This window comes from Catellatospora coxensis (genome assembly GCF_016862635.1).
In the GTDB taxonomy this organism is placed as follows: domain Bacteria; phylum Actinomycetota; class Actinomycetes; order Mycobacteriales; family Micromonosporaceae; genus Catellatospora; species Catellatospora coxensis.
The window spans coordinates 1-23,780 of the sequence record NZ_BONI01000110.1 but is presented as its reverse complement, the minus strand read 5'-3'; the positions used below and the strand labels follow the sequence as shown (position 1 = coordinate 23,780).

The window sequence follows — 23,780 nt, the reverse complement described above, 5'->3', positions numbered from 1 at the left end:
GACCGTGCACAACATGGTCAAGAACCACCGTCTGGCCCGCGCGATCAGCGACGCGGCCTGGCGGCAGCTGCGCAGCATGCTGGAGTACAAGGCCGCCTGGCACGGCCGGGACCTGATCGTCGTGGACCGCTGGTTCCCCTCGACCAGGCTCTGCTCGACCTGCGGCGCACTCGCGCAGAAGATGCCGCTGAACGTGCGGGAGTGGACGTGCCCGTGCGGGGACGTCCACGACCGTGACGTCAACGCGGCACGCAACATCCTGGCCGCCGGACTGGCGGTGACAGCCTGTGGAGGCGGTGTAAGACCTCAACGAGGAACCTCTCGGACGGGGCATTCGTCGGCGAAACAGGAAACCCCGAGGGCAACCAAGGGAATCCCCGTCCCTTAGGGCGGGGAGAATGTCAACGGAGCCGCACGCACTGTGGCACGATCATCCGGCTCCCGTCACGGCCGCGCTGCTGGCCACAACCGGCCTGGCCGTTTCCGGACGTCCCGGACCGCTGACACACCCGCCGCCCGCCGCGCAGACTGCATCGCACCCGTTCTCGGAAGGAGATCGTCGTGTCGGTCGGGATCACCGCGGCGCCCCGACGCGCCGCCGCCTGGTGGTATGCGCTGCCCACGGGCCTGCTAGCGATCACCGCGTTCCTGTGGCTGATCTGGCAGACCTACGCTCCGCTGTCGCCGGAACGCGAGGCCCGGCCGCTGGTCGGCCCCGCCGACGTGACGGCATTCGAGATGGCACCCGGCGTCGTCTACTCGGTCTACCAGCGGCACGACCCCGCCCGGCGCGGCTCGGACTGCCGCATCGACCCGGAGAACGGCCAGGCGACAGGTCTCGGCTTCGGTGACTTCGGCCGGGGCTCCGCAGCGCTCTACGAGATCCCGCGCGCGGTGACCGTCGACGGCGTCCGCTACGTCCTGACCTCGAAGCTGAGCAACGAATTCCGGCGCAAGGTCGAGGTCTCCTGCGTGGGCGACCCGGTCCTGGTGGAGCCGGTGCGGGACCGCCGGGTCGGGCCGCTGGTCATGCTGGCCGGCGCCGCGCTGGTGATCGTCGGCGGGTTCGGGGCCGTGCTCGTCGCGCGCCGCCGGACGGCCGCCTAGAGCCAGCCGCGGCGGACCGCCTCCGCACCGGCCTGGAAGCGGCTCTCGACGCCCATCCGGTCGGTGAGCTCGGCGATGACCCGCCGCACGGTACGCGCGGAAAGGCCCAGCTTGCGGCCCGCCGACTCGTCGGTGTGCCCGGCGTCCAGCAGCCGCAGCAGCACCTGCTCCTGCGGGCTCAGGGCGTCCTGCTCCACCTTCGGCGACTCGCCGAACGGGGTGCCGGCCTCCCAGAACTGCTCGAACAGCACGTACAGCGCGTTGACCACGGCCGGGCTGCGGATCTCCAGGGCGCCCTCGCGGGAGTCCGCCGGGTTGACGGCGAGGAACGCCACCGCGCGGTCGACGACGAGCATGCGGAACGGCACCGTCGGCACGGTGCGGCTGGGCCCACCGTGCTCGGTCATCCACTTGGCGAACGCCAGATTGTCCGGGTCCTTGCGGACGGTCTCCTGGTAGACGTTGCGCATGCTGATGCCGCGGCGCAGCACGCGCAGGTTGTTGACTTTGGCCGCCTCGATCGCCTCGGCGCTCATCTCCCGGTCGACGGTGAAGCTCAGGCACTCCTCCCGTACGGAGTCCGCCACCAGGTCGAGCCGTTCCCGCACGGCGGCGGTGCCTTCCAGGCGGACCAGCTCGTCACGGGGCCGGCCGAGGTCGTGCTCGGCCTCCAGCGCCGCTGCCCAGGCCCGGACGGTCTCCAGCCGCAGGTGCCGGTTGGCCAGCTCCGCCTCCTGCTCGGCCAGCAGCGCGCTGAGCGCCGCCTGCGGACCGACCGCGCGCCATGCGCCGTCGCCTGCCGGGACGATCAGGGCCCGCTCGATGAGCAGGTGCACCGCGTCCTGTACCTCGGATGCGGACAGCTCCAACTCGTCGGCCAGCGCCGCGACGCCGGCCACCGGACGCCGGACCATGGCGGCGTAGACGCGTTCGGCCTGCGGTGTCAGCCCGACGGACTCCAGCATCACTCCCCGATCCCGATTCGGCGGGCACCATTGTGCCGGAGAGATCACCCGGCTCGCCGCCCCGCCCGGTTCACGCGGACGAGGTTGCCCGCGGGTCGGTCAGGAGATGGGCTCGACCACTGCCGTGCCCGGACTCGCCGAACCGGCCGAGCGCAACCCCCTCAGGTGAGGCCATGGCGGCGAGCCGTGCCTGGGCGCGCCGGTCGCCGGCGGCGGCCGCGGCCCGCCACTGCTGTTCTGCCTCGGCCCGCCGGCCCTGCCGCTCCAGCAGCACCGCGAGGTAGACCCGGGCGAACGTGTCGCCGTCGGCGAGCGCGTCGCGCCACACCTGTTCGGCGTCGGCCAGCCGGTCGGCCTGTTCGAGCAGCGCCACGAGCCGGTACCTGGCGAACCTGGCCAGCCCGTCACCCGCGGCGACGGCCTGCCGCCACACCGCCTCGGCGTCGTCGTACCGCCCCTGCTCCTCCAGCAGCGCGGCCTGCCGCGACCGGGCGAACGGGTCGGCGTCCCCGGTCATGCCGTCCCTCCGGCGAGCAGGTGGCGGGCCATGACGATGCGCTGGATCTGGTTGGTGCCCTCGTAGATCTGGGTGATCTTCGCGTCGCGCAGCATGCGTTCGACCGGGAAGTCCTGCGTGTACCCGAATCCGCCGAGGAGCTGGACGGCGTCGACGGTCACCTTCATGGCCACGTCCGAGGCGTGGCATTTGGCCGCGGCCCCGAAGAACGACAGGTCGGCGTCCTCGCGCTGGGACTTCGCGGCGGCGACGTACACCAGCTGGCGGGCGGTCTCGATGGCCATCGCCATGTCGGCGAGCATGAACTGCACCACCTGGAAGTCGGCGACCCGCTGGCCGAACTGCTGCCGCTGCTGGACGTACGCGAGCGCGCTGTCCAGCGCCCCCTGGGCGATGCCGACGGCCTGCGCGCCGACGGTGACGCGGGTGTGGTCGAGGGTCCGCAGGGCGATCCTCATGCCTTCGCCGGGTCTGCCGATGATCCGGTCGGCGGGCAGGCGCACGTTGTCGAAGAGCAGCTCGCGGGTGGGTGAGCCCTTGATGCCGAGCTTGCGCTCCTTGGCTCCGAAGCTGAAGCCGGGGTCGGCCTTCTCCACCACGAACGCGGTGATGTTGCCGCCGCGCCGGCCGTCGGGGTCGGTCACCGCGAGCACGGTGTAGTAGTCGGAGACGCCCGCGTTGGTGATCCAGGACTTCTGCCCGTTGAGGATCCACTCGTCGCCGACCTGCTTGGCGGTGGTACGCATGGACGCGATGTCGCTGCCGGCCTCGCGTTCGGACAGGCCGTAGGAGAACGTGGTGCGGCCCTGGGCGAGCGGGGTCAGATAGCGGTGCTTGAGGTCCTCGGATCCGGCGATGATCAGCGGCAGGCTGCCGAGCTTGTTGCAGGCGGGGATGAGCGAGGACGAGGCGCAGACCCGGGCGACCTCCTCGATGACGATGCACGTCGCCAGGGCGTCCGCGCCGACGCCGCCGTACTGCTCGGGCACGTGCGGGGCGTGGAAGTCACCGGCCACCAGCGCGTCGTGCGCGGCCTGCGGGAACGACTCGGTCCGGTCGACCCCGGCGGCGTACGGTGCGATCTTGTCGGCGGCGATGGCGCGCACCGCCTCCCGGACGGCCAGGTGGTCGTCGGAGAGCCGGAACAGGTCGAAGCTGGAGTGGGCTGTCACAGGGTTTCCTATCAGAAGTGGTGCTTCATGAACTGCGGCCGCGCGGGCCGGGGGTGGTCAGGATCCGGGCACGAGGAGCAGGACTCCGGCGAGCGCGACGACGGTGATGAACAGCGTCGAGACGGCCGCGACCGCCAGCAGCGGGCCGCTCTTCCTGAGCAGCGAGGGCAGGTGCACGCTCGCGCCCATGCCGAACAGGGCCGCGCCGAGCGCCGTCACCTGTACGGCGCTGATGCCGTCGAGGGCCCAGGCCGGGATCGTGCCGGTGCCGCGCAGGGCGGCGCAGCCGAGGAAGCCGAGCACGAACAGTGGCACCAGCGGCGGCCGGGCGGCGCCGGTGGCCGCCGGGGTGGTGAGTCTGCGGATGACGCTGACGGTGGCGACGACGGGCGCGAGCAGCAGCACCCGGGTCAGTTTCACCACGATCGCCGTGGCCACGACGGCCGCGCCGGCCGGGCCGGCCGCGGCGACGACCTGGCCGACCTCGTGCACGCTCGCCCCGGTCCACACTCCGAACTGGACGCCGCTGAGACCGAGCGGCCCTTGGAGCAGCGGGAACGCGACCAGCGCGACGGTGCCGAACAGGGTGATCATCGCGATGGAGGCGGTGACGTCCTCCTCGTCGGCGCCCGCGGTCTGCTCCATGGCCGCGATGGCCGACGCGCCGCAGATGGCGACGCCGGTGCCGAGCAGCAGGCTCCGGGCCGCACCGAGCCGCATCCGGTTGCCCAACCAGGTCGTGAAAGCCAGCGTGGCGACCAGGGTGGTGGCCACGAGCGCGAGCACGGGCGCGCCGAGGGCCGTGATCGCGGCCGGCGACACGGAGAAGCCCAGCAGCGCCACCCCTACCCGGAGCAGCTTCTTGGTCAGCAGGCCGAGTCCGGCCCGGCCGGCCGCGGGCAGCAGGTTGAGGTTGGCGGCCAGCACGCCGAGCCCGACGGCCCAGGTGAGGACGCCGATCTGCGGGACGAGCCGGTGGCCGAGTGCCGCGCCGCCGAGCCCGGCCGCGGCGGTGAGCACCGCGGGCAGCAGGGTACGGGGGCGCGGTGCCGCAGGGACGGCGACGGCCGTACGGGGGGCGGTCATCGTCATCGGTGCCCCCGGTCGAACCTCGCGCCCCCGGTGCCCGGGCAGTTCGCCGGGCACCGGGTCACCCGAGCGGTCGGGGTGGTCACCGGCCGGCCAGTTCACGCTTGAGGATCTTGCCGGTGGCGGTCATCGGCAGCGACGTGACGAACTCGATCAACCGCGGGTACTTGTAGGCGGCCATGGTGTCCTGGCACCACGAGATGAGTTCCCGCTCGCCGATCTGCGCGCCCTCGCTGCGGATGACGAACGCCTTGACCTCCTCGCCGTGGCTGTCGTGCGGCACGCCGACGACCGCGGCCAGCGACACCGCCGGGTGGGTCAGCAGGACCTCCTCGATCTCGCGCGGGTAGACGTTGAAGCCACCCCGGATGATCATGTCTTTGGCCCGGTCGACGATGTAGTAGAAGCCGTCGGCGTCACGGCGGGCCAGGTCGCCGGTGCGGAACCAGCCGTCGCGCATGACCTCGGCGGTCGCCTCCGGCCGGCGGTGGTAGCCCTTCATGATGTTGTGGCCGCGGATGGCGATCTCGCCGACCTCGTCGACGCCGTCGACCGTGTTCCCGTCGAGGTCGATCAGTTTGACCTGCACACCCCAGATAGGCACGCCGATCGAGCCGGGCCGCGGGTCGCGCTCCGGGTCGCTGAACGTCGCGACCGGCGACGTCTCCGACAGCCCGTATCCCTCCAGGATCTGGACGCCGAACGCCTTTTTGAACCGCTTGGTGATCTCGACGGGAAGCGACGCGCCACCGGACACGGCCACCCGCAGGTTGCGGGCGATCTCGGCCACGTCCACGCCGTCGGCCAGCGCACCGAGCAGCCCCCAGTACATGGTCGGCACGCCCGCGAAGAAGGTGATCCTCTCGGCGAGCAGCAGCTCGACCGCCTGCTCGGGGATGAACCGGGGCATCAGCACCAGCGTCGAGCCGATCGCGAACCCGGCGTTGAGCTGCACGCTCGAACCGAACGAGTGGAACAGCGGCAGTGTGATCAGGTGCCGGTCGTGCGATGTGGGCAGCGAGCCGAACAGGCGGTTGCAGGTCAGCGCGTTGAACACCAGGTTGGCGTGGGTCAGCTCGGCGCCCTTGGGCTGCCCGGTCGTGCCGCTGGTGTACAGGATGACCGCGGTGTCGGTCTCGCCGGTGCGTGCGGTGTCGAACGACGTCGGCAGCCCGGCCAGCGCCTGGCCGAGGGTCGGCACCCCGTCGATCGGGGACGCGGCGGCCGGGTCGGCGGTGACCAGGAAGAGGTGCTCGCAGTCGGCCGCCTGCTGGAACCCGGCGTGCCCTTCGGCCCCCATCGGCAGGTCGGCCGTGCCCTCGAAGCAGAAATACGCCTTCGCCTGCGCGTCGGCGAGGTGGTAGGCGATCTCGCGGCCCTTGAGCAGCACGTTGAGCGGCACGACGGTGGCGCCGGCCTTGAGGATGCCGTAGTAGAGCACCGGGAACCACGGCAGGTTGGGACAGGACAGCGCGACCTTGTCGCCTGCGCCGACGCCCCGGCCGGCCAGCAGGTTGGCGACCTGGTTCGCGGCGGCGTCGACCTGGGCGTAGGTGAGCCGGTCGGCGCCCAGCACGACGGCGTCCCGGTCGGGGTGACGGCGGGCGCTGTCCTCCAGGAGCGTGGCCAGGTTCAGGGTCATCGGGGTGCCTCCATGGTGCTCAGTCGGGTGAGGAACGAGTCGGCCTCGGGCCATTCGCCGAAGCCGGAAGCGGGGTTGAGGTGGCCGACCGGACCGAGGTCGTGCCACCGGCTGCCCCAGGCGTCGGCCAGGGCCCGGACCCGGGCCGGGTCGCCCAGCGCGTCGTCGCTGCTCGCCGCGACGATGCTCGGGAAGAGCAGCGGTCCGCGCGGGATGGGCAGCCAGCCGTGTTCGGCCAGTTCGGACAGCGACGGGTACTCCGCGGGCAGGGGCTCGCCCAGGTCCGGCGGGGTGGCCAGCAGCGCCGCCCGGATCAGGTGGGCCGAGCCGGAACGGGCCGCCCAGTGCACGGTGGTGAGCACGCCGGCGCTGTGCGCCACGATGACGACGGGTCCGCCGGCCACCGCGATGGTCTCCTGGAGGGCGGCGACCCGATCGTCCAGGCTGGGGTTGTCGCGTCCCAGCGGCGGCACCGCGAGCACGTCGGGCCGCCGCGCGGCGAGCCGGGTCTGCCAGTGCTGCTCGACGTGGCCGCGCAGCCCGGGCACGGTGACGAACACCGTGCCCGGGCCGCTGCTCATGCCGATCCTCCCTGCTGCCCGCCGGCGGCGGCGTCGAGCTTGCGGAGGCTGGACGGGTAGGCGCGGCTACCGGCCACCAGCGCGACGATCGCGAGCACGGAGACCAGCGGGACGTAGCGCATGGCGTTCTCCAGGCCCAGCCGGTCGGCGAGCGCGCCGGTCACGATCGGGCCGGCGGCGAGGCCGAGCAGGTTGTTGAAGAAGGTGTACGTGCCGAACGCGGTGGCCCGGATCGACTCGTGCGTGAGCCGGGCGACCATCGCACCGGTCGGGCCGGTGGTGCCGGCGGCGAAGAAGCAGCCGACGGCGATCAGCAGCAGCTGGAAGCCAGTCGGCTTCATCACGAAGGCGGAGCCGAGCAGCACCAGGGTCAGCACCGCGAACACGATCGCGGTAGTCCACTTGCTGGCCGGGTTCCTGCGCCCCATCCGGTCGGTGACCATGCCGCAGACGATCATTCCGGCGCCCATGACCAGGATGAGCAGCGCGGCGATCCCGGCCGCGCGCTGCGGCGCCATGCCGTGGGCCCGGTTGAGGTAGCTCGGCAGCCAGGCGAACAGCGAACCGGCGATGAACAGCTGCAGGCCGCCGCCGAGGTACGCCAGGATCACCGCGGGGGTGGAGAACAGGGTGGACAGCCGGGCGCGCTGCTGGCCCGCGGCCAGGGCGGGACCGGTGCCGGCCTCGTCGTCGACCTTGTGCTCGGCAAGCTTGCGCTCGTTGATGAGCACCAGGTAAAGCGCGGCGAGCAGCAGCCCGATGACGCCCATCGCGCCGAACGCCCAGCGCCAGCCGAACTGTGCCGCGAACACGCCGCCGAGGGCGACGCCCAGCACCGAGCCGAACGAGCCGCCGGCCATGAACGCGCCGGTCAGCGACGCGCGCCGGTGGGCGGCGAAGACGGCCAGCACGACGGCGAGGCCGACGCTGCCGTAGGCGGCCTCGCCGACGCCGATCAGGAACCGGGCGACGAGCAGCTGCCCGTAGTCGGCGGCCACGGCCGAGCCGATGGTGGCCAGGCTCCAGACGACGCCCATGAGGACGACGGCGCGGGCCCGTCCCCAGCGGTCGCCCAGCAGCGACAGCGGCACGGCCAGGATGCCGACGGTCAGCGCGACGATGCTGGTCAGGCTGCCGAGCTGGGTGTCGGTGAGGGCCCATTCGGTCTTGAGGTAGGGGAACACCGCCGACAGCACCTGCCGCGACATGTAGTCCGACAGCAGCAGGCCGAAGGTCAGGGTGAACACGACCCAGGGGAAGAGCCGGGATACGGTCCGGGTGGATGCGGCCTGGTCGGCCGCTGTACCCTCGCCGGTGGTCAGTGTCATCGTGCTCCAATGAGAGTCGAACCGCCGGTGCGGGTGAAGGCCGCGCCGCCGGTGAACTGATGTGATGGACGTGGGGGTGCGGTTCGCCGCACCCCCACGTGGTTTCCGGACCCGGCCGGGGCTCGGGGGTCGCCGTGACGGCGGGTCCGGAGCACAGCGGCGCCGGTGGCGCGGGCGGTCAGGCGTGGAAGGTGAATCCGACCTGGCCGGGCTTGCGGTTGGGCGGGTAGCCGAGCTTGGCGAGGGTCTCGTCGGCGCTGTCGTAGTACTCGCCGATGCGGTAGATGTCGCGCGCTTCCTTGCCGTCGGCGACCTTGCGGCCGAGCTCGTCGGCGATCCGCACGAGCTGCTCGACCTGCCGGACTGAGGTCATCTTCTCGCCCTTGCGGCCCCAGATGGTGTCCTCGTTGCCGCAGCGGGAGTGCAGGCCCATCGCGATCGCCATCGTGTTGATCGGCAGCACGCTGCGCATCAGCGTCTCCAGCGTGAGGATCGCGCCGTCGGGCACCCGGCGGATGAACTCCATCATGTTGTACGGGTTGGGCCCGTCGAAGCCCCCGCCGATGGCCACCCAGGTCACGTTGAGCGGTCCGGCGTAGACGCCGCGGCGGACCAGCCGCTCGACGGTCTCCAGTTGCGCGACGTTGGCGAGCTGGAAGTGCGGCTGGATCCCGTTGGCCCGCAACCGCTTGAGGTGCTCCTGCACCCAGGCCGGGTCGGCCGGGACGTACATGTTGCGGTAGGCCTCGTACACTGCGGGGCGCTCGATCGAGGTGCCGGCGATGTCGTCCTCGGTCATCAGCTCGACGATGTTCATCTGGTTGGTGTTGATGGCGATGGTGACCTGGTCCGGTGCCGGGTCGAGCTCGGCGAGCAGGTGGCGCGCGTCGTCGCTGAGCCACTTGGCGTCGCCGCCCTCGCCCTCGGGGGCGAACGAGATCGAGCCGCCGACCTGAAGGATCATGTCGGGCACGGCCTCGCGCAGCCGGCCGAGCAGCTCGTTGAACTTCGACAGCCGCTTGGAGCCCTTGCCGTCGAGTTCGCGTACGTGGATGTGCAGCACGGTCGCGCCGGCGTTGTAGCAGTCCACGGCGGCCTGGACGTGCTCGTCCATGGTCACCGGCAGGTCCTCGGCGAAGTCCGCCGGCTCCCACTCGGGTCCGTACGGCGCCGCGGTGATGACGAGCTTGTCCTGGTTCTCCGGGAACAGGGCGTCGTCGAGGAAGTGCATGGCAGTCTCCTGTCGGGGTGGGACGGGTCAGAAGGTGCGGTCGCCGACGACCCCGGCGCGCTCCATCTTTCGGACGGCGGGCCAGTAGTCCTGCACGGCGTAGTGCTGGGTGGAGCGGTTGTCCCAGATCGCGAAGCTGTTCGGCGTCCAGCGCCAGCGCACCTGGTACTCGGGGACGGCCGCCTGGCGGATCAGGTAGTTGAGCAGCTCGCTGCCGCCGGGGGCGTAGTCGAAGCCGAAGCGGACGTTGGCGGGGGTGTGGAAGTTGGTGAAGTGCGTGGTGAACGCGTTGACGAACAGCACCTTCTCGCCGGTCTCCGGGTGCGTGCGCACCACCGGGTGCTCGGCGTCGGGGAAGCGCTCGTGCAGCGCGAGACGCTGCTCCGTGGGCATGTTCGCGCCGAAGCTGGCCTCGATGCTGTGCCTGGCCCGCAGCCCGTCGATGCGCGCCTTGACGTCCTGCGGCAGCCGCCGGTAGGCCTCGGCCATGTTCACCCAGATGGTGTCGCCGCCGACCGCGGGCGTCTCGACGCAGCGCAGCACGCAGCCCATCGGCGGGGCCTGCCGCCAGGTCGCGTCGCAGTGGTACGCGTTCTCGTAGTGCTCGGCCGGGCTGTCCAGGTCCTTGTAGATCCGGACCAGGCCGGGGTGGTCGGGGTCGCTTCCCGCCACCGGGTGGTCCTCCAGGCTGCCGAAGCGCTCGGCCAGCGCCACGTGCTGCGCCCGGGTGATGTCCTGGTCACGAACGAAGAGCACCTTGTGGCGCAGCAGCAGCCCCTTGAGCTCGGCGAACAGGTCGTCGTCGCGGGCGGCCTCGGCGAGGCTGACGTTGCGCAGCTCGGCGCCGATGTGCACGGTCAGCGGGTGCACCTCGATCGAGCCGGTGTCCGACCCTGCGGCCGGTGACCCCGCCGCGTCGTCGATGGTGGATTGCATGGCGTCTCCCTACTGTCTGTTGGCACTGCGGGGGTGGGGCGGGCGAGGCTCAGGCGGTGGCGGAATCCAGCCGGAAGACGGAGGAGCCGATGCTGGTGCCGGCCTCCAGCTCCCGGTGGGCGTGAACGGCGTCCTCCAGCGCGTACCGCTGATTGATCTCGATCTTGATCCGGCCGGCGGCGACGTGCCCGAACAGCTCGCCGGCCAGCTCGGCGCGCTCGGCGGGGTCGGCGATGTAGTCGGCGAGCGCGGGCCGGGTGACGAACACCGAGCCCTTGATCGCCAGCTGCATGGCGTCGATCGGCGGCACCGGGCCGGACGCGGTCCCGAAGCAGACGAGCAGGCCGCGCCGCTTCAACGAGTCCAGGGACTGGTGGAAGGTGGTGGCGCCGATGCTGTCGTAGACGACCGGCACGCCGGCGCCGCCGGTCAGCTCGCGGACCCGGGCGGCCACGTTCTCTCGGGTGTACACGATGGTGTGCGCGCAGCCGTGCTGCCGGGCGACCTCGGCCTTGGCGTCGGTGGAGACGGCGCCGATCACGTTGATCCCGAGCAGGCGGGCCCACTGGGTGAAGATCAGGCCCACTCCCCCGGCCGCGGCGTGCAGCAGGACGGTGTCGCCCGGTTGCAGCGTGGCGATGCGGCGCAGCAGGTACGCCGAGGTCAGTCCGCGCATGGTCATGGCGGCGGCGGTCTCGAACGGGATCGCGTCCGGCAGCTTGATCAGCGGCGCGGCGGGCATCACCCGCGCCGTGCTGTACGCGCCCAGCGGGCTGCCGGTGTAGGTGACCCGGTCGCCCTCGGCGAACCCGGTCACGCCGGGGCCGACGGCCTCGACGACACCGGCCGCCTCGACGCCCAGCCCGGCCGGCAGGGCCGCGGGGTAGAGGCCGCTGCGAAAGTAGGTGTCGGCGAAGTTCAGCCCGACGGCCTCGTGCCGGACCCGGACCTCGCCCGAGCCGGGCGCGCCGGCCTCCACCGGCTCCCACTGCATCACCTCGGGGCCGCCGGTCCGGTGGAAACGGATCGCCTTCGTCACGCTGTACTCCTCCATGCCCGGGGCCGTCGCGACCCTGGCCTGCTGCGATGGGGCAACAGTAGGCGTGACGCCCGCCACATGCTTTACTTGGCGGGACAGAATCCTTATCTCTACGGGACATTCAGGAGGGGCGAATGGGAGCTTCGCTCCGATATGCGACACTCAGCGGCTACCTGGAGCTGACCCACTCGCTCGGGCTCGACCCCGGCGAGCTGATGGACGCCGTCGGCCTCGACCCGGCCGACCTGGCCACCCCCGACAAGTGGGTCCCCGCGGCGCGCGTCGCCCGCCTGCTGGAACTGTCCGCCCGCGCGTCCGGGCTCGACGACTTCGGCCTGCGCCTGGCCGAGTACCGCCGCCTGTCCACCCTCGGCCCGCTCAGCCTCGTCCTGCGCGACGAACCCACCCTGCGCAGCGCCATGGACCTGCTGATGCGCTACGAGCACAGCTACAACGAGGCGCTGCGCATCCGCCTGTCCGAGGTCAACGGGCTGGCCACCGTACGCATGTGGTTCGAGCTCGGCGAACCCGCCCCGTCCCGGCAGGCCGAGGAGCTGGCGGTCGCCGCCCTGCACGGCATCATCCGGCAGCTGCTCGGCCCCGCCTGGCAGCCGTTGTCGGTGTGCTTCTCCCACACCGCCCCCGCCCGCCTGGACACCCACACCCGGCTGCTCGGCGCGAGAGTCCAGTTCGGACACGGCTTCACCGGCCTGATCCTGTACGCCAAGGACCTCGACACCCCGAACGCGCAGTCCGACCCCACCACCCGGGCCCGCACCGACGAGACCCTTCGCTCGCTGGGCGCGGCCAAGGGCGCCACCGCCGACCGGGTACGCGACCTCATCGAGGTGCTGCTGCCGACCGGGCGGTGCTCCGCCGACGAGGTGGCCCGCGCGATGGGTGTCGACCGCCGCACCCTGCACCGCCACCTGGCCGACGCCGGCGAGACGTTCAGTTCCATCATGGACGCCACCCGCGCCGGGCTGGCCGAGCGTTACCTGTCCAACAACCGCTACCGGCAGACCGAGATCTCCGAGCTGTTGGGCTTCGCCGCGCCGAGCGGGTTCTCCCGGTGGTTCCGCAACCGGTTCGGCGACAGTCCCAGCCAGTGGCGCAGCCGCCGGACCCACCTGCCCGACACCTGGCCCACCGGCGAGCGGCCCAACGGCTAACGTTGCCGGGCAGCCACACCAAAGGGAGCCGTGTGAACCCCCCACCACTCGCCGCAGACCCCGCCGCCGACACCCCCGCCACCCCGGCAACCCCGCACGAGGAGCAGCGGGTCGCCTGGGCCGAGCTGTTCTTCGACCTGATCTGGGTCTTCGCGATCACGCAGATCACCGCGACCCTGGCCGGGTCCCACACCACCGGCGAGGCGGCCCGCACGGTGCTGCTGTTCCTGCCGCTGTGGTGGGGCTGGGTGGGCACCACGCTGGTGGCGAACCTGGCCGGCAGCCGCGTCGACCGGGCCACGGGCCGGCTCGTGCTGTTCGGCGCCGCCGGGTGCGGCCTGCTGATGTCGGTGGCGATCGGGCAGGCGTACGGCGACCACGCGGTGCTGTTCGCCGTCGCGTACGCGGTGCTGCGGCTGGTGCTGTGGGCCGTCCGCAGTGGACTGGCCGGGCAGCGGCGGCCCTGCCTGGAGCCGTTCGCGGTCGCGCTGTTCGTGAGCGCCCCGCTGTACCTGGCCGGCGCCGTGCTCGGCGGGACGTGGCAGACCGCGCTCTGGGTGGCCGCCGCGGTGATCGAGCTGAGCAGCCCGCGCCTGCTGCGCGGCCGGCTGAGCGGCATGCGGTACGAGACCGCGCACCTGCCCGAGCGGTTCGGGCTGGTGCTGATCATCGCGCTGGGCGAGACCGTCGTCGCCACCGGCAACCAGGCCGCCGCCGGCCGCCTCGGCACGCCGGAACTGGCCGCGATGCTGCTCGCGTTCCTCCTGATCGTGCTGCTGTGGTGGACGTACTTCCACTTCGGCGCGCCCGCGGTGCGGCACAGCCTGGAGCACACCCCGGCCCAGTCCCGCATCGTCACCGACGTGTTCAGCTACGCCCACCTCGGCTACGTCGTCGCGATCGTGCTGGTGGCGGTCGGCCTGAAGAAGCTGCTCGCGCACCCGCTGGACCTGCCGCACAGCCTGCCCGAGGTGCTGCTGGCGCCCGGTGTCGCGCTGTACCTGTGGGGCTTCTGCTACGCGCGCTGGCGCATGTTCGGCGCGGCGACCGTGCAGCGCGTGGCGGCCGCGGTCGCCTGCTGCGCCGTGGCCGCGGCCGCCATCCAGCTCCCGATCATGGCGACGGCCGCGCTGCTGGTCGCCGTCCTGCTCGCGCTCAACGGCTTCGAGGCCTGGATCGTCCACACCCGACGCCCGCTGCCACTGCTCCGGGTGCCCCTCCGGCGCGAGGAGGCGTGACGGCGCGGCCCGGTGGGCATGGGGATGCCGGACGCCTCCCCGGCCGGCCGCGCCGGAGTCCGACCCCGACCGGCCCCCGCCGGCGTAGGAATCCCGTGCCCGTACGGTGCGGCGAGTGCGAAACGAGGTAACGATGGTCGCCGCCGCCCGCAGCTCCGAGGCGCGTGCCCTGGTCACCGATGCCACGGACGCGCAGCGGGCCGCCCGGACCGTGCTCGACGCCGAGCAGCGCCTCGTCGCCGAGATCCGCGGGCTCGCGACCGGCCACCGCCGGCAGTCGCTCGACGAGCGCCTGCACCAGGCCGACCTCGACCGGCTGCGCGAGGCCGCGGGCGGCCGGCTGCGCCTGGGACCCCTGCGGGCGGCCGGGTTCACCACCGTCGGCCAGCTCATGGCGAACCGGCACCGGCTCCACGAGTACCCCGGCATCGGGCCGACCACCGTCACCCAGCTCGAAGACGCCATCGCCGCGCTGGCCGAGACGGTCGAGGCCGACACGGTGCTCCGCCCCGACCCCGACCGCCGCTCCCCGGCCGACACCCAGCTGCTGCGCTCGCTGCACCGGCTGGCGGTCTTCCGCCGTCGGGTGCGGCCCGCGCTGGGCCGGGCGGGCGACCTGCACGACGCCATCGCCGGCACCATCGACGGCGCGCGGCGCGCCAACAGCCGCTGGCGCAGCCTGTTCCGCGGCCGTCAGGGCCGGCAGGCCGATCTCGCGGCGCTGACCGCGCTGGACACGGCGCTGCGCTCGCCGCGCCTGACCACGGCCCGCACCAGGGTGCTCGCCGCCGCGGCGGCCCTGGCCGCCGAACCCACCGAGAAGCAGCTGTGGCAGAAGTACCGGGCCGACGCCGCGACCTATCTGACCCTGCTGGCGGAGGCGACCGGCGAGCAGGCCGGCGACCAGGGCCCGGCCGGGCGGCTGTCGCCCGACGACGCCGCCCGGGTCGACGACGTACGGCTGGACACGAGCCTGCTGATCTCCACCCTGCGCGGCTACCAGTCGTTCGGCGCGCGGTTCATGATCGCGCAGCGCCGGGTGATCATCGGGGACGAGATGGGCCTGGGCAAGACCGTCGAGACCCTCGCGGCCATGTGCCACCTGGCGGCCCAAGGCCGGCGGCACTTCCTGGTGGTGTGCCCGCCGAGCCTGGCCGCCAACTGGATGCACGAGATCAAGCGGCACTGCCGGCTGACGCCCCGCCTGCTGTACGGCAGCGACGCCGCCCGCGGCACCGCCGCCTGGCGGGCCAACGGCGGCATCGGCGTGACCACCTACACGGCTCTCGAACGGCTCGACCTCGACGGCGTCGAGGTCGCCATGGCCGCGTTCGACGAGGCTCACTACATCAAGAACCCGGAGGCCAAGCGCACCCTGCAGAGCCGCCGCCTCATCGAGGGGGCCGAGCGCGTCGCACTGCTGACCGGCACCCCGCTGGAGAACCGGGTCACCGAGTTCGGCGTGCTCACCGAGCACGTCAACCCCGAGGTCGCCCGGCAGGCCGCCGCGGCCCCGTCGGCCGAGGCGTTCCGCCGCGCCATCGCCCCGGCGTACCTGCGGCGCAACCAGTCCGACGTGCTCGCGGAGCTGCCCGACCGGATCGAGAACGTGCAGCCGGTGACGCTGTCACCGGAGGAGGCCAGCGCCTACCGCAAGGCCGTCTGGGAGGGGAGCTTCATGACCATGCGCCGGGCCACCTTCGGGGACCCGGCGCGGACCTCGACCAAGCTCGACCACATCCGCGAGATCGCGGTCGAGGCGATGGCCGAGGGGCACAAGGTCGTCGTGTTCTCGTACTTCCGCGACGTGCTCACCGCGGTCGCCGAGGCGCTGGGCAGGCGGGCGCACGGGCCGCTCTCCGGATCGACCCCGCCGCTGCAGCGCCAGCAGGTCGTGGACGCGTTCACCGCGAGCCGCCGGCCGGCCGTGCTGGTCAGCCAGATCGAGGTCGGCGGCGTCGGCCTGAACCTGCAGACCGCCTCCGTGGTCATCCTGGTCGAGCCGCAGTGGAAGCCCAGCATCGAGGAGCAGGCCATCGCGCGCTGCCACCGGATGGGCCAGGTCCGGCCGGTGCAGGTCTTCCGGCTGATCGCCGAGGACACCGTCGACACCAGCGTCCGTGAGCTGGTCGCCGGCAAGGCGGCGCTCTTCGACGAGTACGCCCGGCCCAGCGCGTCCAAGGACGACAACGCGGGAGCCGTCGACGTGACCCAGCACGACGGCACCCGGGCCGCCGCCGAACGCCGGATCATCGAGCAGGAGCGGGCCCGCCTGCGCGACAGCGGCGACCAGCACGCCTCCTGATCCCGTCCGGTCAGGCCGGCGGGCCCTCGGGTGCCGGGATGGCGGCGACGCGGTCCCGGATCAGGGTGATCACGGTGTCGGCGGTGCGGTCGAGGTGGCTGCGGCCGTCGGGCAGCTTGGCCTGCGGGCTGATGTAGCTGCGCGGGCCGACGTGGGTGGCCGGGTCGAGCCAGTGCACCGTGATCTTCCGGTCGCGCACGGCCCGATTCCAGCCGCTCCACCGGAACACCGGCCACCGCTGCGGGAAGATCCACATACCGGCCCGCTCGATCCAGTCGGCGGCCGCGGTGAGCCGGTACAGGTGCTGGGCACGGCTGAGGTCGTTGGCTCCGTTGTAGAAGCCGCCGAGGGTGATCAGCGACAGCGGGCAGCGCAGCTCCGACCACAGCTCACCGACGGCGCCGGTGGCCACCTGGGCGCCGCCGCTGTAGCTGAGCAGCACCACGGGGATGCCGCTGCCGGCCTGATAACCGGCGAGCCGCAGCTGAGCGGCGATCTGCGAGCCGACGGCGCGGTTGTACAGCGGGCGGTAGCGGTGGTCGGCGGCGACGAAGATCTGCATCACGTTGTGCAGGAACAGCACCAGCCCGGCCCGGCGGCGCAGCCAGATCCACAGCGGCCGGTTCGCGAGCGGGTAGGCCAGCGGTGAGTAGGGCTGCACCTGGCCCAGCACGCGCAGTTCCGGCGCCCTGCTGAGCAGCGCCTTGACGAGCTGGCCGCCGTCGCGGGTGTCCTGGAAGCGTCGTTTGCCGATGCCGTCGAGGTAGACCAGGTAGGCGGCCGGGGGGCGGTCCGCCTCCGCGCCCCGCGCGTAGGGCACCCGCGGGGGAAGCTCGGTGCCGGGGGCGCGCCAGCCCGCCGTGTAGGCGAGCAGCTCGTACCGGGAGAGCAGGGCTTCGGCGAGCAGTACCGGCCCGATTCCGAACAGCAGCAGCAGGAGCGCGAACTCGATCATCGCAACGGCTCCGGCAGCCTGGTCCGGTTGAGCTTCGCGACGAGCCTGCGTACACCTTCGACGGTGATGCCGAGGCCGGCTCCCGCCACCGCCACGCACCCGGCGGCCTCCCACCAGCCGATCCCGGCCACCGGCACGAGCGCGGTGGCGAGGCCGGCTCCGACGCCCACCATGAGCAGCAGGTGCAGCAGCGGTCCGAGCAGCGGAAACGCCAGGATCGCGGCGAGCAGCAGCGGCGCGGCCAGGGCCGGTGTCCAGCGCAGCACGCCGTGGTCGGTCGTCGAGGTGGGCAGCACCAGCTCGGCGAGGGTCCACGCGCACAGCGGCCAGAGCGCGAACACCGCGGCGTCGACGAACGCGCCGGCCACCACCAGCCAGACCGCCCGGGTGTGCGACACCCCGGACAGGCGCGCCACCAGGGGCAGCAGCCGACCGATGGCCTCGGACAGGCCCGCGAGCAGCAGCAGGACGGCGACGAAGATCGTCACCGGTCGGCCTTGCGACGCGGTTCGGCCGCGCTCCGCTCGGCGGCGCCGGTCTGCCGGAGGTAGCCCTCCAGTTCGTCGGCGGCACGCGAGGCGCCGCTCGCATGCCGCTGGGCGGCCTGCAGCGCCGCCCCGGCGGCCCGGAACCGGGGTTCGCCGAGCAGGCGCCGGCCGAGGGCGCGCACGGTCTCGACGTCGGCGGTCTCCGTGCGGGTCTCCAGGCCGGCGCCCAGCTCGACGATGCGGCGGGCCACCAGCGTCTGGTCGGCGCCCTGCGGGATCACCAGCATCGGCACTCCGGCGTGCAGGGCTTCGTTGACGCTGTTGACCCCGCCGTGGGTGACGAACAGCGCCGCGCGGGCCAGCACCTCCAACTGCGGCACGGCCCTGCGGGCCAGCACATTGGCCGGTAGCGGGCCGAGCTCGGCCGGGTCGGTGTGCCCGGTGGCGACGACCACGGTGCCGCCGAGTGGTCCGAGCGCGTCGACGAACGCCCGCAACTGCTGCGGGCCGGCGTCGAACACCGTGCCCATGGAGACGTACAGCACCGGGTCCCGCAGCTCGCCGCTCGGGAACGACGCGTCGGCCGGGCGCGAGCCGATGCTCGGCCCGACGAACCGGAAGGACTCGTCGAAGCCGGCGGCGTCGGGATGGAACGCCGGTGAGGTGTAGACCAGGTTGAGCGGCTGGCGGATGTCCGCGAGGTCGATCCGGGGCACCCCGCGCATGTCGTACCTGCGGCGCAGCTCCCGGCGCGCCCGCAGATACCCCCAGGCGCTGCGGGGCATGGCCAGCGCCGCGCCGAGCAGCCCCCAGGACGCGCGCGTGGGGCTGGGCACGTGCCGGTTGAAGGCGAACGTGGTGAACGACGACGCGGCGGGCACGCCGAGTTCCCGGGCCGCCACCGGGCCCCACAGGCAGGCGGAGTCGTGCACGATCAGATCGGGCGGGGTGCAGCGCAGATCGGTGAGCACACCCGGCAGCACCTGCACCGCCGTACGCGCCAGCTGCTCCATCAGGGTGACCGCCGTCGGCGGACCGGCCAGTGGCGGCTCGTCGCCCGAGTAGAGGAACACCCGCGCGCCGGCGGCCGCGATCTGTTCGGCGAAGGCGGGCGTGGTGTGGTAGGTGACGCTGTGGCCACGGCGGACGAGCTCGGTCACGAGCGGCAGTGTCGGGTTGACGTGGCCGTGCATGCCGACGTTGAGGAATGCGACCCTGCTCATCGCCCGGCTCCGGGTAGGGAGGGAGCCGACGTCGGCCACCTCTTGGCGATCATGATCCGCCCTTCCCGCCGCGACAGGAGCATCGCGTCCGTTCGCGCTCAGTATGCCAGCGGCAGATGATCCACTTGGCCGGGACCCCCGGGCGACGGCTCCGGCGTAGCGGCGTCGGGCAGCGCCGCGTGCAGGTGTCGACGCGAGGTCACGGCGAGCGCGGTGATCATGTTGCCCGGGTGCCGCTCGGCCGTGTGCGGGCGGGCAGCAGGCGCTTCGCGGACTGGTCGACGGCGGCGTACGGTCCGCCCGCCGTCAGAGGACGCCGCCGTTGACCTGGATGACCTGGCCGTTGACCCAGTGCCCGGCCGGACCGGCCAGGAACGCGACGACCTCGGCGATCTCCGCCGGTGTGCCGAGCCGGTTCATCGGCGCCCGGGCGGCCAGCCCGGCGAGGGTGGCATCGTCCTTGCCCTCCAGGAACAGTTCCGTCGCCGTGGGACCGGGGGCCACCGCGTTGACGGTGATGTCCCGGCCGCCCATCTCCCGCGCCAGGATCAGCGTGAACGCCTCGATCGCGCCCTTGCTGGCGCTGTAGGCCCCGTAACCCGGCATGGCCAGCTGCACCACCGCGGTGGAGAACGTGATGATCGCGCCGCCGTCGCGCATGCGGCGGGCGGCCTGCTGCGCCACCATGAACGTGCCCCGGATGTTGGTGCGGTACAGCTCGTCGAGGACCGCCAGATCCAGCTCCGCGACCGTCGTGGTGCGCCCGAGTCCGGCGTGGGCGGCGGCGTGCACGACCACGTCGATCCCGCCGTAGGTCGACTCGGCCAGGTCGAACAGCGCCACGACCGCGTCCTCGTCGGAGACGTCGGCACCCGTGCCGAGCGCCGTCCCGCCGGCCGCCGTGATCTCCTTTGCCGCCGCGTCGGCCTCGCCCTGGTGGCGCGAGCAGACGACGACGGCGAGTCCGTTGCCGGCGAGCAGGCGTGCCGATTCCAGGCCGATACCGCGCGACCCGCCGGTGACGACGGCAACGCGGCGTTGGGCATCCTGCGTCATGGCGCTCCCCCGTTCTTCCGCCCCGCTGTGGGGCGGCAGCCTCGCTGACGGGCCGGGAGGGTCCGTTTTATTGCTTTTGACCTTACAAGCCGAACCCCCGGTCCGGGCCTATGCTGCAGGAACAGGGGTGCGCCGGAACTGTCCGTCGTGGTCGGCTCGGCGATTTTCGCCTGGTTGATCCCTTCACCCCCCGCGCCGGCGCCACCGGCCCCGACGCACTGTGTGGAGCACAGCGGCGGCGATTGCCGCTGCCCCGGCGGCTGATCCGGACGCCGGGCAGGCTGGCGCCTCGGCCCGCGGTCAGGCGCCGGCCTGCCGGGCGTGCCACCGGATGGCCGTTGGCCCTTGGTACACGGCGCGACATACGACATGCTTCGCCATGTGATGATCATCGCGCACCTCAGTGACATCCACCTCGACGGCGGCGAACGGGCCCTCGACCGCACCCGGCGCGTCATGCGCTACCTACGCGGCTGCCGCGTGGACGTGATCCTCGTCAGCGGCGACCTCGCCGACCACGGCGAGATCCACGAATACGAGCAGGTCAAGGCCGAACTGGCGGCGGACGTCCCGGTCCTGATGCTGCCCGGCAATCACGACCGCCGGTCGCCGTACCGCAAGGTGCTGCTCGACGACGCGGGCGACGCCCCGATCAACCAGCTCCACCGGGTCGGCGGGGTGCTGTTCGCCCTGTGCGACTCCAGCATCCCCGGACGCCACGACGGCCTGCTCGCCCCGGAGACGCTGGCCTGGCTGCGCGAGGTCCTCGCCACGGCCGACGCGCCCGTCTTCGTCGGCCTGCACCATCACCCGATTCCGCTGCACAACCCGCTGGTCGACGGCATCGGCCTGCTCAACGCCGGTGAGCTCGCCACGATCGTCGGGCAGTCCCCTCAGGTGGTGGCGACCCTCTGCGGCCACGCGCACACGGCCGCGGCCGGGATGTTCGGCGGGCGGCCGGTGCTCGCCGCGCCGGGCGTGGTGTCCACCACGCGCCTGCCGTGGACCACCGACGACGAGCTGACCTGGGCGAACACCGCCGACCTCGACGATGCGCCGGGGGTGGCCTTCCACGTCCTCGACGACGACGGCGGGCTGACCACCCACTTCCGGATCGCCCCGGCGTAGCCCCGGGTCACGGCGCGGCGGGCCGGTCCAGGGAGCCGCCCGCCGCCAGCCGCATCATGTCGGAGTCCAGCTCGATATGCGTCTCGGTGCCGCCGGCGCTGCCGAACTCGTGCTGGTAGCTCTGCCAGGACTCGCCCCTGACCTGGTGGGCGAAGCCGCTCTCGACCAGCAGCACCAGTTCGAGCGCGGCCCGCTCGATGCGCTTGTTCAGACCCGGGTCGGCCCAGTCCTCCGGCGCGGCGAACAGCGACGTCGGCACGACGACCGTACGCAGGTAGCCGAACAGCGACCGCATCTGCTCGTCCACGACCAGCGAATGCCGGGCCGTGCCCGCGGTCGCGGCGAGCACAACCGGCTTGGCGATGAGCAGGTCGTTGTCGAGCACCTGGAAGAAGGAGCTGAACAGGCCGCTGGGTGCGGCCTTGTAGACGGGCGCGGCGGCGATGACGCCGTCGGCCCGGCCCAGCACGTCGATCGCCTGCTGCAGCTTCGGTCCCACCATCGGCGAGATCAGCGCGGTGGTCACCTCGGTCGCCAGCTCGCGCAGGTCGACGACCTGGACGGTGGCGCTGCCGCCGCGCCGGGCGACCAGCTCCGAGGCACGCTGGGCGGTCCGGTCGGCGAGCATCCGGGTCGAGGAGGGGTCGCCGACTCCGGCGGTCACGACCACGAGGGTGTACGGCTGCGTCGGGTTCACTGTCGCGGTTCCTTCTGGTCGTCGTCGGTCGTCGTGCCGGCCCGCCCGGCCAGCTTCCAGGCGATCACCGCGAGCTGTTCCAGCTCGTCGCGGCTCAGCTCGGCGGTGACCGCACGGGCCACATGGGCGGCGTGCCCGCGCCCGATGCTGCGCTGCTTGTCCCGACCGGCGTCGGTCAGCGACAGCCGCACGCCACGGCCGTCCGCGGGGTCGGGGCAACGCTCCAGGAGCCCCCGCTCGGCCAGCCGGTCCACCATGCGGGACAGGGCCGGCTGGCTGAGCAGGACGTGCCGGTGCAGCTCGCCGATCCGGAGCGGCTCGCGGCACTTGGACAGCGTGTAGAGCACGTCGTACTCGCGCATCGACAGGTCCTGCCACGTGTCGGCGTCCGCGAACTGCTTCATCAGCCTGGCGTGGGCCGACAGCAGCCCCTCCCAGGCATGGTTGGCCAGCCGGCCCCGGTCCGACATCAGTGCCCCGGGTACGTGGTCTGCACGGCCGGGTCGCTGTCCTGGTACGGGGACGCGCCGGTCACGTTGTCGCCGCGGTTGGCGTTCGGGCGCGGCTGGCGCGGGATCGCCTCGCCGTACTTCGCCCTGACCCGGGCGGCATGCGTCGGCGCGTCGGGCACCTGCGGGTCGCGCTTGGCGGCCAGCTCCTTGCGCAGCGTCGGCACGACCTCGCCGCCGAGCAGTTCGAGCTGGTCGAGCACGGTCTTCAGGGGCAGGCCGGCGTGGTCGATCAGGAACAGCTGGCGCTGGTAGTCGCCGAAGTGCTCGCGGAACGTCAGGGTCTTGTCGATGACCTCCTGCGGGCTGCCCACCGACAGCGGCGTGGAGCGCATGAAGTCCTCCATCGACGGGCCGTGGCCGTACACGGGAGCCTCGTTGAAGTACGGCCGGAACTCCTTGACGGCGTCCTGCGACCGGCGGGCGATGTACGCCTGGCCGCCCAGCCCGACGATCGCCTGCTGCTCGGTGCCGTGACCGTAGTGGGCGTAGCGCTGCCGGTAGAACTTGATCAGGCGCATGTAGTGCTCCTTCGGCCAGAAGATGTGGTTGGCGAAGAAGCCGTCGCCGTAGTACGCGGCCTGCTCGGCGATCTCGGGCGTGCGGATCGAGCCGTGCCACACGAACGGCGGCACGTCGTCCAGCGGGCGCGGCGTGGACGTGAAGCCCTGCAGCGGGGTGCGGAACTTGCCCTGCCAGTCGACGACGTCCTCGCGCCACAGCCGGTGCAGCAGGTTGTAGTTCTCCAGCGCCAGCAGGCAGGCTCTGCCGGATGTCCTGCCCGAACCACGGGTACACCGGCGCGGTGTTGCCGCGGCCGAGCATCAGGTCCATCCGGCCCTTCGACAGATGCTGGAGCATCGCGTACTCCTCGGCGATGCGCACCGGGTCGTTCGTGGTGATCAGCGTCGTCGAGGTGGTCAGGATGAGCCGCTCGGTGGCGGCCGCGATGAACGCCAGCAGCGTCGACGGGGCGGAGGAGAAGAAGGGCGGGTTGTGGTGCTCGCCGATGGCGAACACGTCGAGCCCGACCTCCTCGGCCTTCTTCGCGATCTGCACGACCGCGTCGATGCGCTCCGCCTCGCTGGGCGTGTGCCCCGACACCGGGTCGCGGGTGATGTCGCTGACCGAGAACACGCCGAACTGCATGAGATCCCTCGTTTCCACTCGTGCCGGGCCGGCAGGCCCGGTCCAAGTCTATGCGTTTGCATAAACGGCAACCGGCGAGAGGTCTGCGATATTCCGAGGTGACCGGCATCACGCGGTCAGGCCGCCGGATCCGAAGATCCGGCGGCCTGACCGAGCGGGCGGGTGTCAGCCGGCCAGGTTGAGGTCGACCAGGAGCGCGTCGGCGAGGCTCGACTCGGCGGCGTCGGAGAACTGCTGGCGCGAGGACGGCAGC

22 protein-coding genes and 1 pseudogene are annotated in these 23,780 nt (G+C 72.4%); 6 read left to right on the top strand and 17 right to left on the bottom strand.

Annotated elements, in window-relative coordinates; translation table 11 throughout:
• Positions 1-388: RNA-guided endonuclease TnpB family protein (locus tag Cco03nite_RS38570; RefSeq protein WP_203698985.1), on the top strand; the 388-nt coding region annotated here is incomplete at its 5' end.
• Positions 389-561: 173 nt separating this feature from the next.
• Entirely contained in the window at positions 562-1,107 is a 546-nt protein-coding gene (locus tag Cco03nite_RS38565; protein WP_203698984.1) for a hypothetical protein, read from the top strand.
• Here the strand turns inward: Cco03nite_RS38565 and Cco03nite_RS38560 are convergent.
• The 10 genes from Cco03nite_RS38560 to Cco03nite_RS38515 all read right to left on the bottom strand — a co-directional run bounded on the left by Cco03nite_RS38560 (position 1,104) and on the right by Cco03nite_RS38515 (position 11,607).
• Complete coding sequence (locus Cco03nite_RS38560; RefSeq protein ID WP_203698983.1) at positions 1,104-2,072, bottom strand: helix-turn-helix transcriptional regulator; 969 nt, start codon at positions 2,070-2,072, stop codon at positions 1,104-1,106. The two genes, Cco03nite_RS38565 and Cco03nite_RS38560, sit on opposite strands and share 4 nt — an antisense overlap.
• Positions 2,073-2,142: 70 nt before the next feature.
• The gene (locus tag Cco03nite_RS38555; RefSeq protein ID WP_203698982.1) at positions 2,143-2,589 is read right to left on the bottom strand and encodes a hypothetical protein; all 447 of its coding nucleotides are present in this window, start codon (positions 2,587-2,589) and stop codon (positions 2,143-2,145) included.
• Entirely contained in the window at positions 2,586-3,761 is a 1,176-nt protein-coding gene (locus tag Cco03nite_RS38550) for an acyl-CoA dehydrogenase family protein (RefSeq protein ID WP_203698981.1), read from the bottom strand. The genes Cco03nite_RS38555 and Cco03nite_RS38550 overlap by 4 nt, the downstream gene beginning before the upstream one ends.
• 57 nt (positions 3,762-3,818) lie before the next feature.
• A complete protein-coding gene (locus Cco03nite_RS38545) occupies positions 3,819-4,853 on the bottom strand; it encodes a YeiH family protein (RefSeq protein WP_203698980.1) in 1,035 nt (344 codons plus the stop codon).
• A 79-nt stretch (positions 4,854-4,932) separates the two neighbouring features.
• The gene (locus tag Cco03nite_RS38540) at positions 4,933-6,492 is read right to left on the bottom strand and encodes a long-chain-fatty-acid--CoA ligase (RefSeq protein WP_203698979.1); all 1,560 of its coding nucleotides are present in this window, start codon (positions 6,490-6,492) and stop codon (positions 4,933-4,935) included.
• Complete coding sequence (locus Cco03nite_RS38535) at positions 6,489-7,073, bottom strand: RBBP9/YdeN family alpha/beta hydrolase (RefSeq protein ID WP_203698978.1); 585 nt, start codon at positions 7,071-7,073, stop codon at positions 6,489-6,491. Before Cco03nite_RS38535 ends, Cco03nite_RS38540 begins: the two co-directional genes overlap by 4 nt.
• Positions 7,070-8,401 carry an MFS transporter gene (locus Cco03nite_RS38530; protein WP_203698977.1) on the bottom strand — a complete coding sequence of 444 codons (1,332 nt, stop codon included), beginning with the start codon at positions 8,399-8,401 and terminating at the stop codon, positions 7,070-7,072. The genes Cco03nite_RS38535 and Cco03nite_RS38530 overlap by 4 nt, the downstream gene beginning before the upstream one ends.
• Positions 8,402-8,579: 178 nt before the next feature.
• Positions 8,580-9,632 carry a beta-keto acid cleavage family enzyme gene (locus tag Cco03nite_RS38525; protein WP_203698976.1) on the bottom strand — a complete coding sequence of 351 codons (1,053 nt, stop codon included), beginning with the start codon at positions 9,630-9,632 and terminating at the stop codon, positions 8,580-8,582.
• A 27-nt stretch (positions 9,633-9,659) separates the two neighbouring features.
• Complete coding sequence (locus tag Cco03nite_RS38520) at positions 9,660-10,568, bottom strand: TauD/TfdA dioxygenase family protein (RefSeq protein WP_203698975.1); 909 nt, start codon at positions 10,566-10,568, stop codon at positions 9,660-9,662.
• Positions 10,569-10,617: 49 nt separating this feature from the next.
• Positions 10,618-11,607: a quinone oxidoreductase family protein gene (locus Cco03nite_RS38515; RefSeq protein WP_203698974.1), complete on the bottom strand. Its 990-nt coding sequence runs from the start codon at positions 11,605-11,607 to the stop codon at positions 10,618-10,620.
• Positions 11,608-11,741: 134 nt separating this feature from the next.
• On the opposite strand from Cco03nite_RS38515, the gene Cco03nite_RS38510 reads away from it, so the two are divergent.
• The 3 genes from Cco03nite_RS38510 (at position 11,742) to Cco03nite_RS38500 (ending at position 16,322) form a co-directional block, all read left to right on the top strand.
• Positions 11,742-12,779, top strand: a complete 1,038-nt coding sequence (locus Cco03nite_RS38510; RefSeq protein ID WP_203698973.1) for an AraC family transcriptional regulator — start codon at positions 11,742-11,744, stop codon at positions 12,777-12,779.
• A gap of 32 nt (positions 12,780-12,811) precedes the next feature.
• Complete coding sequence (locus tag Cco03nite_RS38505; RefSeq protein ID WP_203698972.1) at positions 12,812-14,017, top strand: low temperature requirement protein A; 1,206 nt, start codon at positions 12,812-12,814, stop codon at positions 14,015-14,017.
• Positions 14,018-14,132: 115 nt separating this feature from the next.
• On the top strand, positions 14,133-16,322 hold the full coding sequence (locus tag Cco03nite_RS38500) for a DEAD/DEAH box helicase (protein ID WP_203698971.1): 2,190 nt from the start codon (positions 14,133-14,135) through the stop codon (positions 16,320-16,322).
• A 10-nt stretch (positions 16,323-16,332) separates the two neighbouring features.
• On the opposite strand, the gene Cco03nite_RS38495 is transcribed toward Cco03nite_RS38500, so the two are convergent.
• From Cco03nite_RS38495 to Cco03nite_RS38480, 4 genes are all read right to left on the bottom strand, one after another.
• Positions 16,333-17,277, bottom strand: a complete 945-nt coding sequence (locus tag Cco03nite_RS38495; RefSeq protein ID WP_203698970.1) for a hypothetical protein — start codon at positions 17,275-17,277, stop codon at positions 16,333-16,335.
• Positions 17,274-17,765, bottom strand: a complete 492-nt coding sequence (locus tag Cco03nite_RS38490; RefSeq protein WP_203698969.1) for a hypothetical protein — start codon at positions 17,763-17,765, stop codon at positions 17,274-17,276. The genes Cco03nite_RS38495 and Cco03nite_RS38490 overlap by 4 nt, the downstream gene beginning before the upstream one ends.
• Positions 17,762-18,988 carry a macrolide family glycosyltransferase gene (locus Cco03nite_RS38485; protein ID WP_203698968.1) on the bottom strand — a complete coding sequence of 409 codons (1,227 nt, stop codon included), beginning with the start codon at positions 18,986-18,988 and terminating at the stop codon, positions 17,762-17,764. Before Cco03nite_RS38485 ends, Cco03nite_RS38490 begins: the two co-directional genes overlap by 4 nt.
• A 306-nt stretch (positions 18,989-19,294) precedes the next feature.
• The gene (locus Cco03nite_RS38480; protein WP_203698967.1) at positions 19,295-20,044 is read right to left on the bottom strand and encodes an SDR family oxidoreductase; all 750 of its coding nucleotides are present in this window, start codon (positions 20,042-20,044) and stop codon (positions 19,295-19,297) included.
• A gap of 384 nt (positions 20,045-20,428) precedes the next feature.
• On the opposite strand from Cco03nite_RS38480, the gene Cco03nite_RS38475 reads away from it, so the two are divergent.
• Positions 20,429-21,172, top strand: a complete 744-nt coding sequence (locus Cco03nite_RS38475; RefSeq protein WP_239168006.1) for a metallophosphoesterase — start codon at positions 20,429-20,431, stop codon at positions 21,170-21,172.
• A 7-nt stretch (positions 21,173-21,179) separates the two neighbouring features.
• Here the strand turns inward: Cco03nite_RS38475 and Cco03nite_RS38470 are convergent, their stop codons facing one another.
• From Cco03nite_RS38470 to Cco03nite_RS38460, 3 genes and pseudogenes are all read right to left on the bottom strand, one after another.
• Positions 21,180-21,869, bottom strand: a complete 690-nt coding sequence (locus Cco03nite_RS38470) for a CE1759 family FMN reductase (protein ID WP_239168005.1) — start codon at positions 21,867-21,869, stop codon at positions 21,180-21,182.
• Positions 21,866-22,231: a MarR family winged helix-turn-helix transcriptional regulator gene (locus Cco03nite_RS38465; protein ID WP_506272213.1), complete on the bottom strand. Its 366-nt coding sequence runs from the start codon at positions 22,229-22,231 to the stop codon at positions 21,866-21,868. Before Cco03nite_RS38465 ends, Cco03nite_RS38470 begins: the two co-directional genes overlap by 4 nt.
• A gap of 107 nt (positions 22,232-22,338) precedes the next feature.
• Positions 22,339-23,527, bottom strand: a pseudogene (locus tag Cco03nite_RS38460) (LLM class flavin-dependent oxidoreductase).
• Positions 23,528-23,780 lie beyond the last annotated feature (253 nt).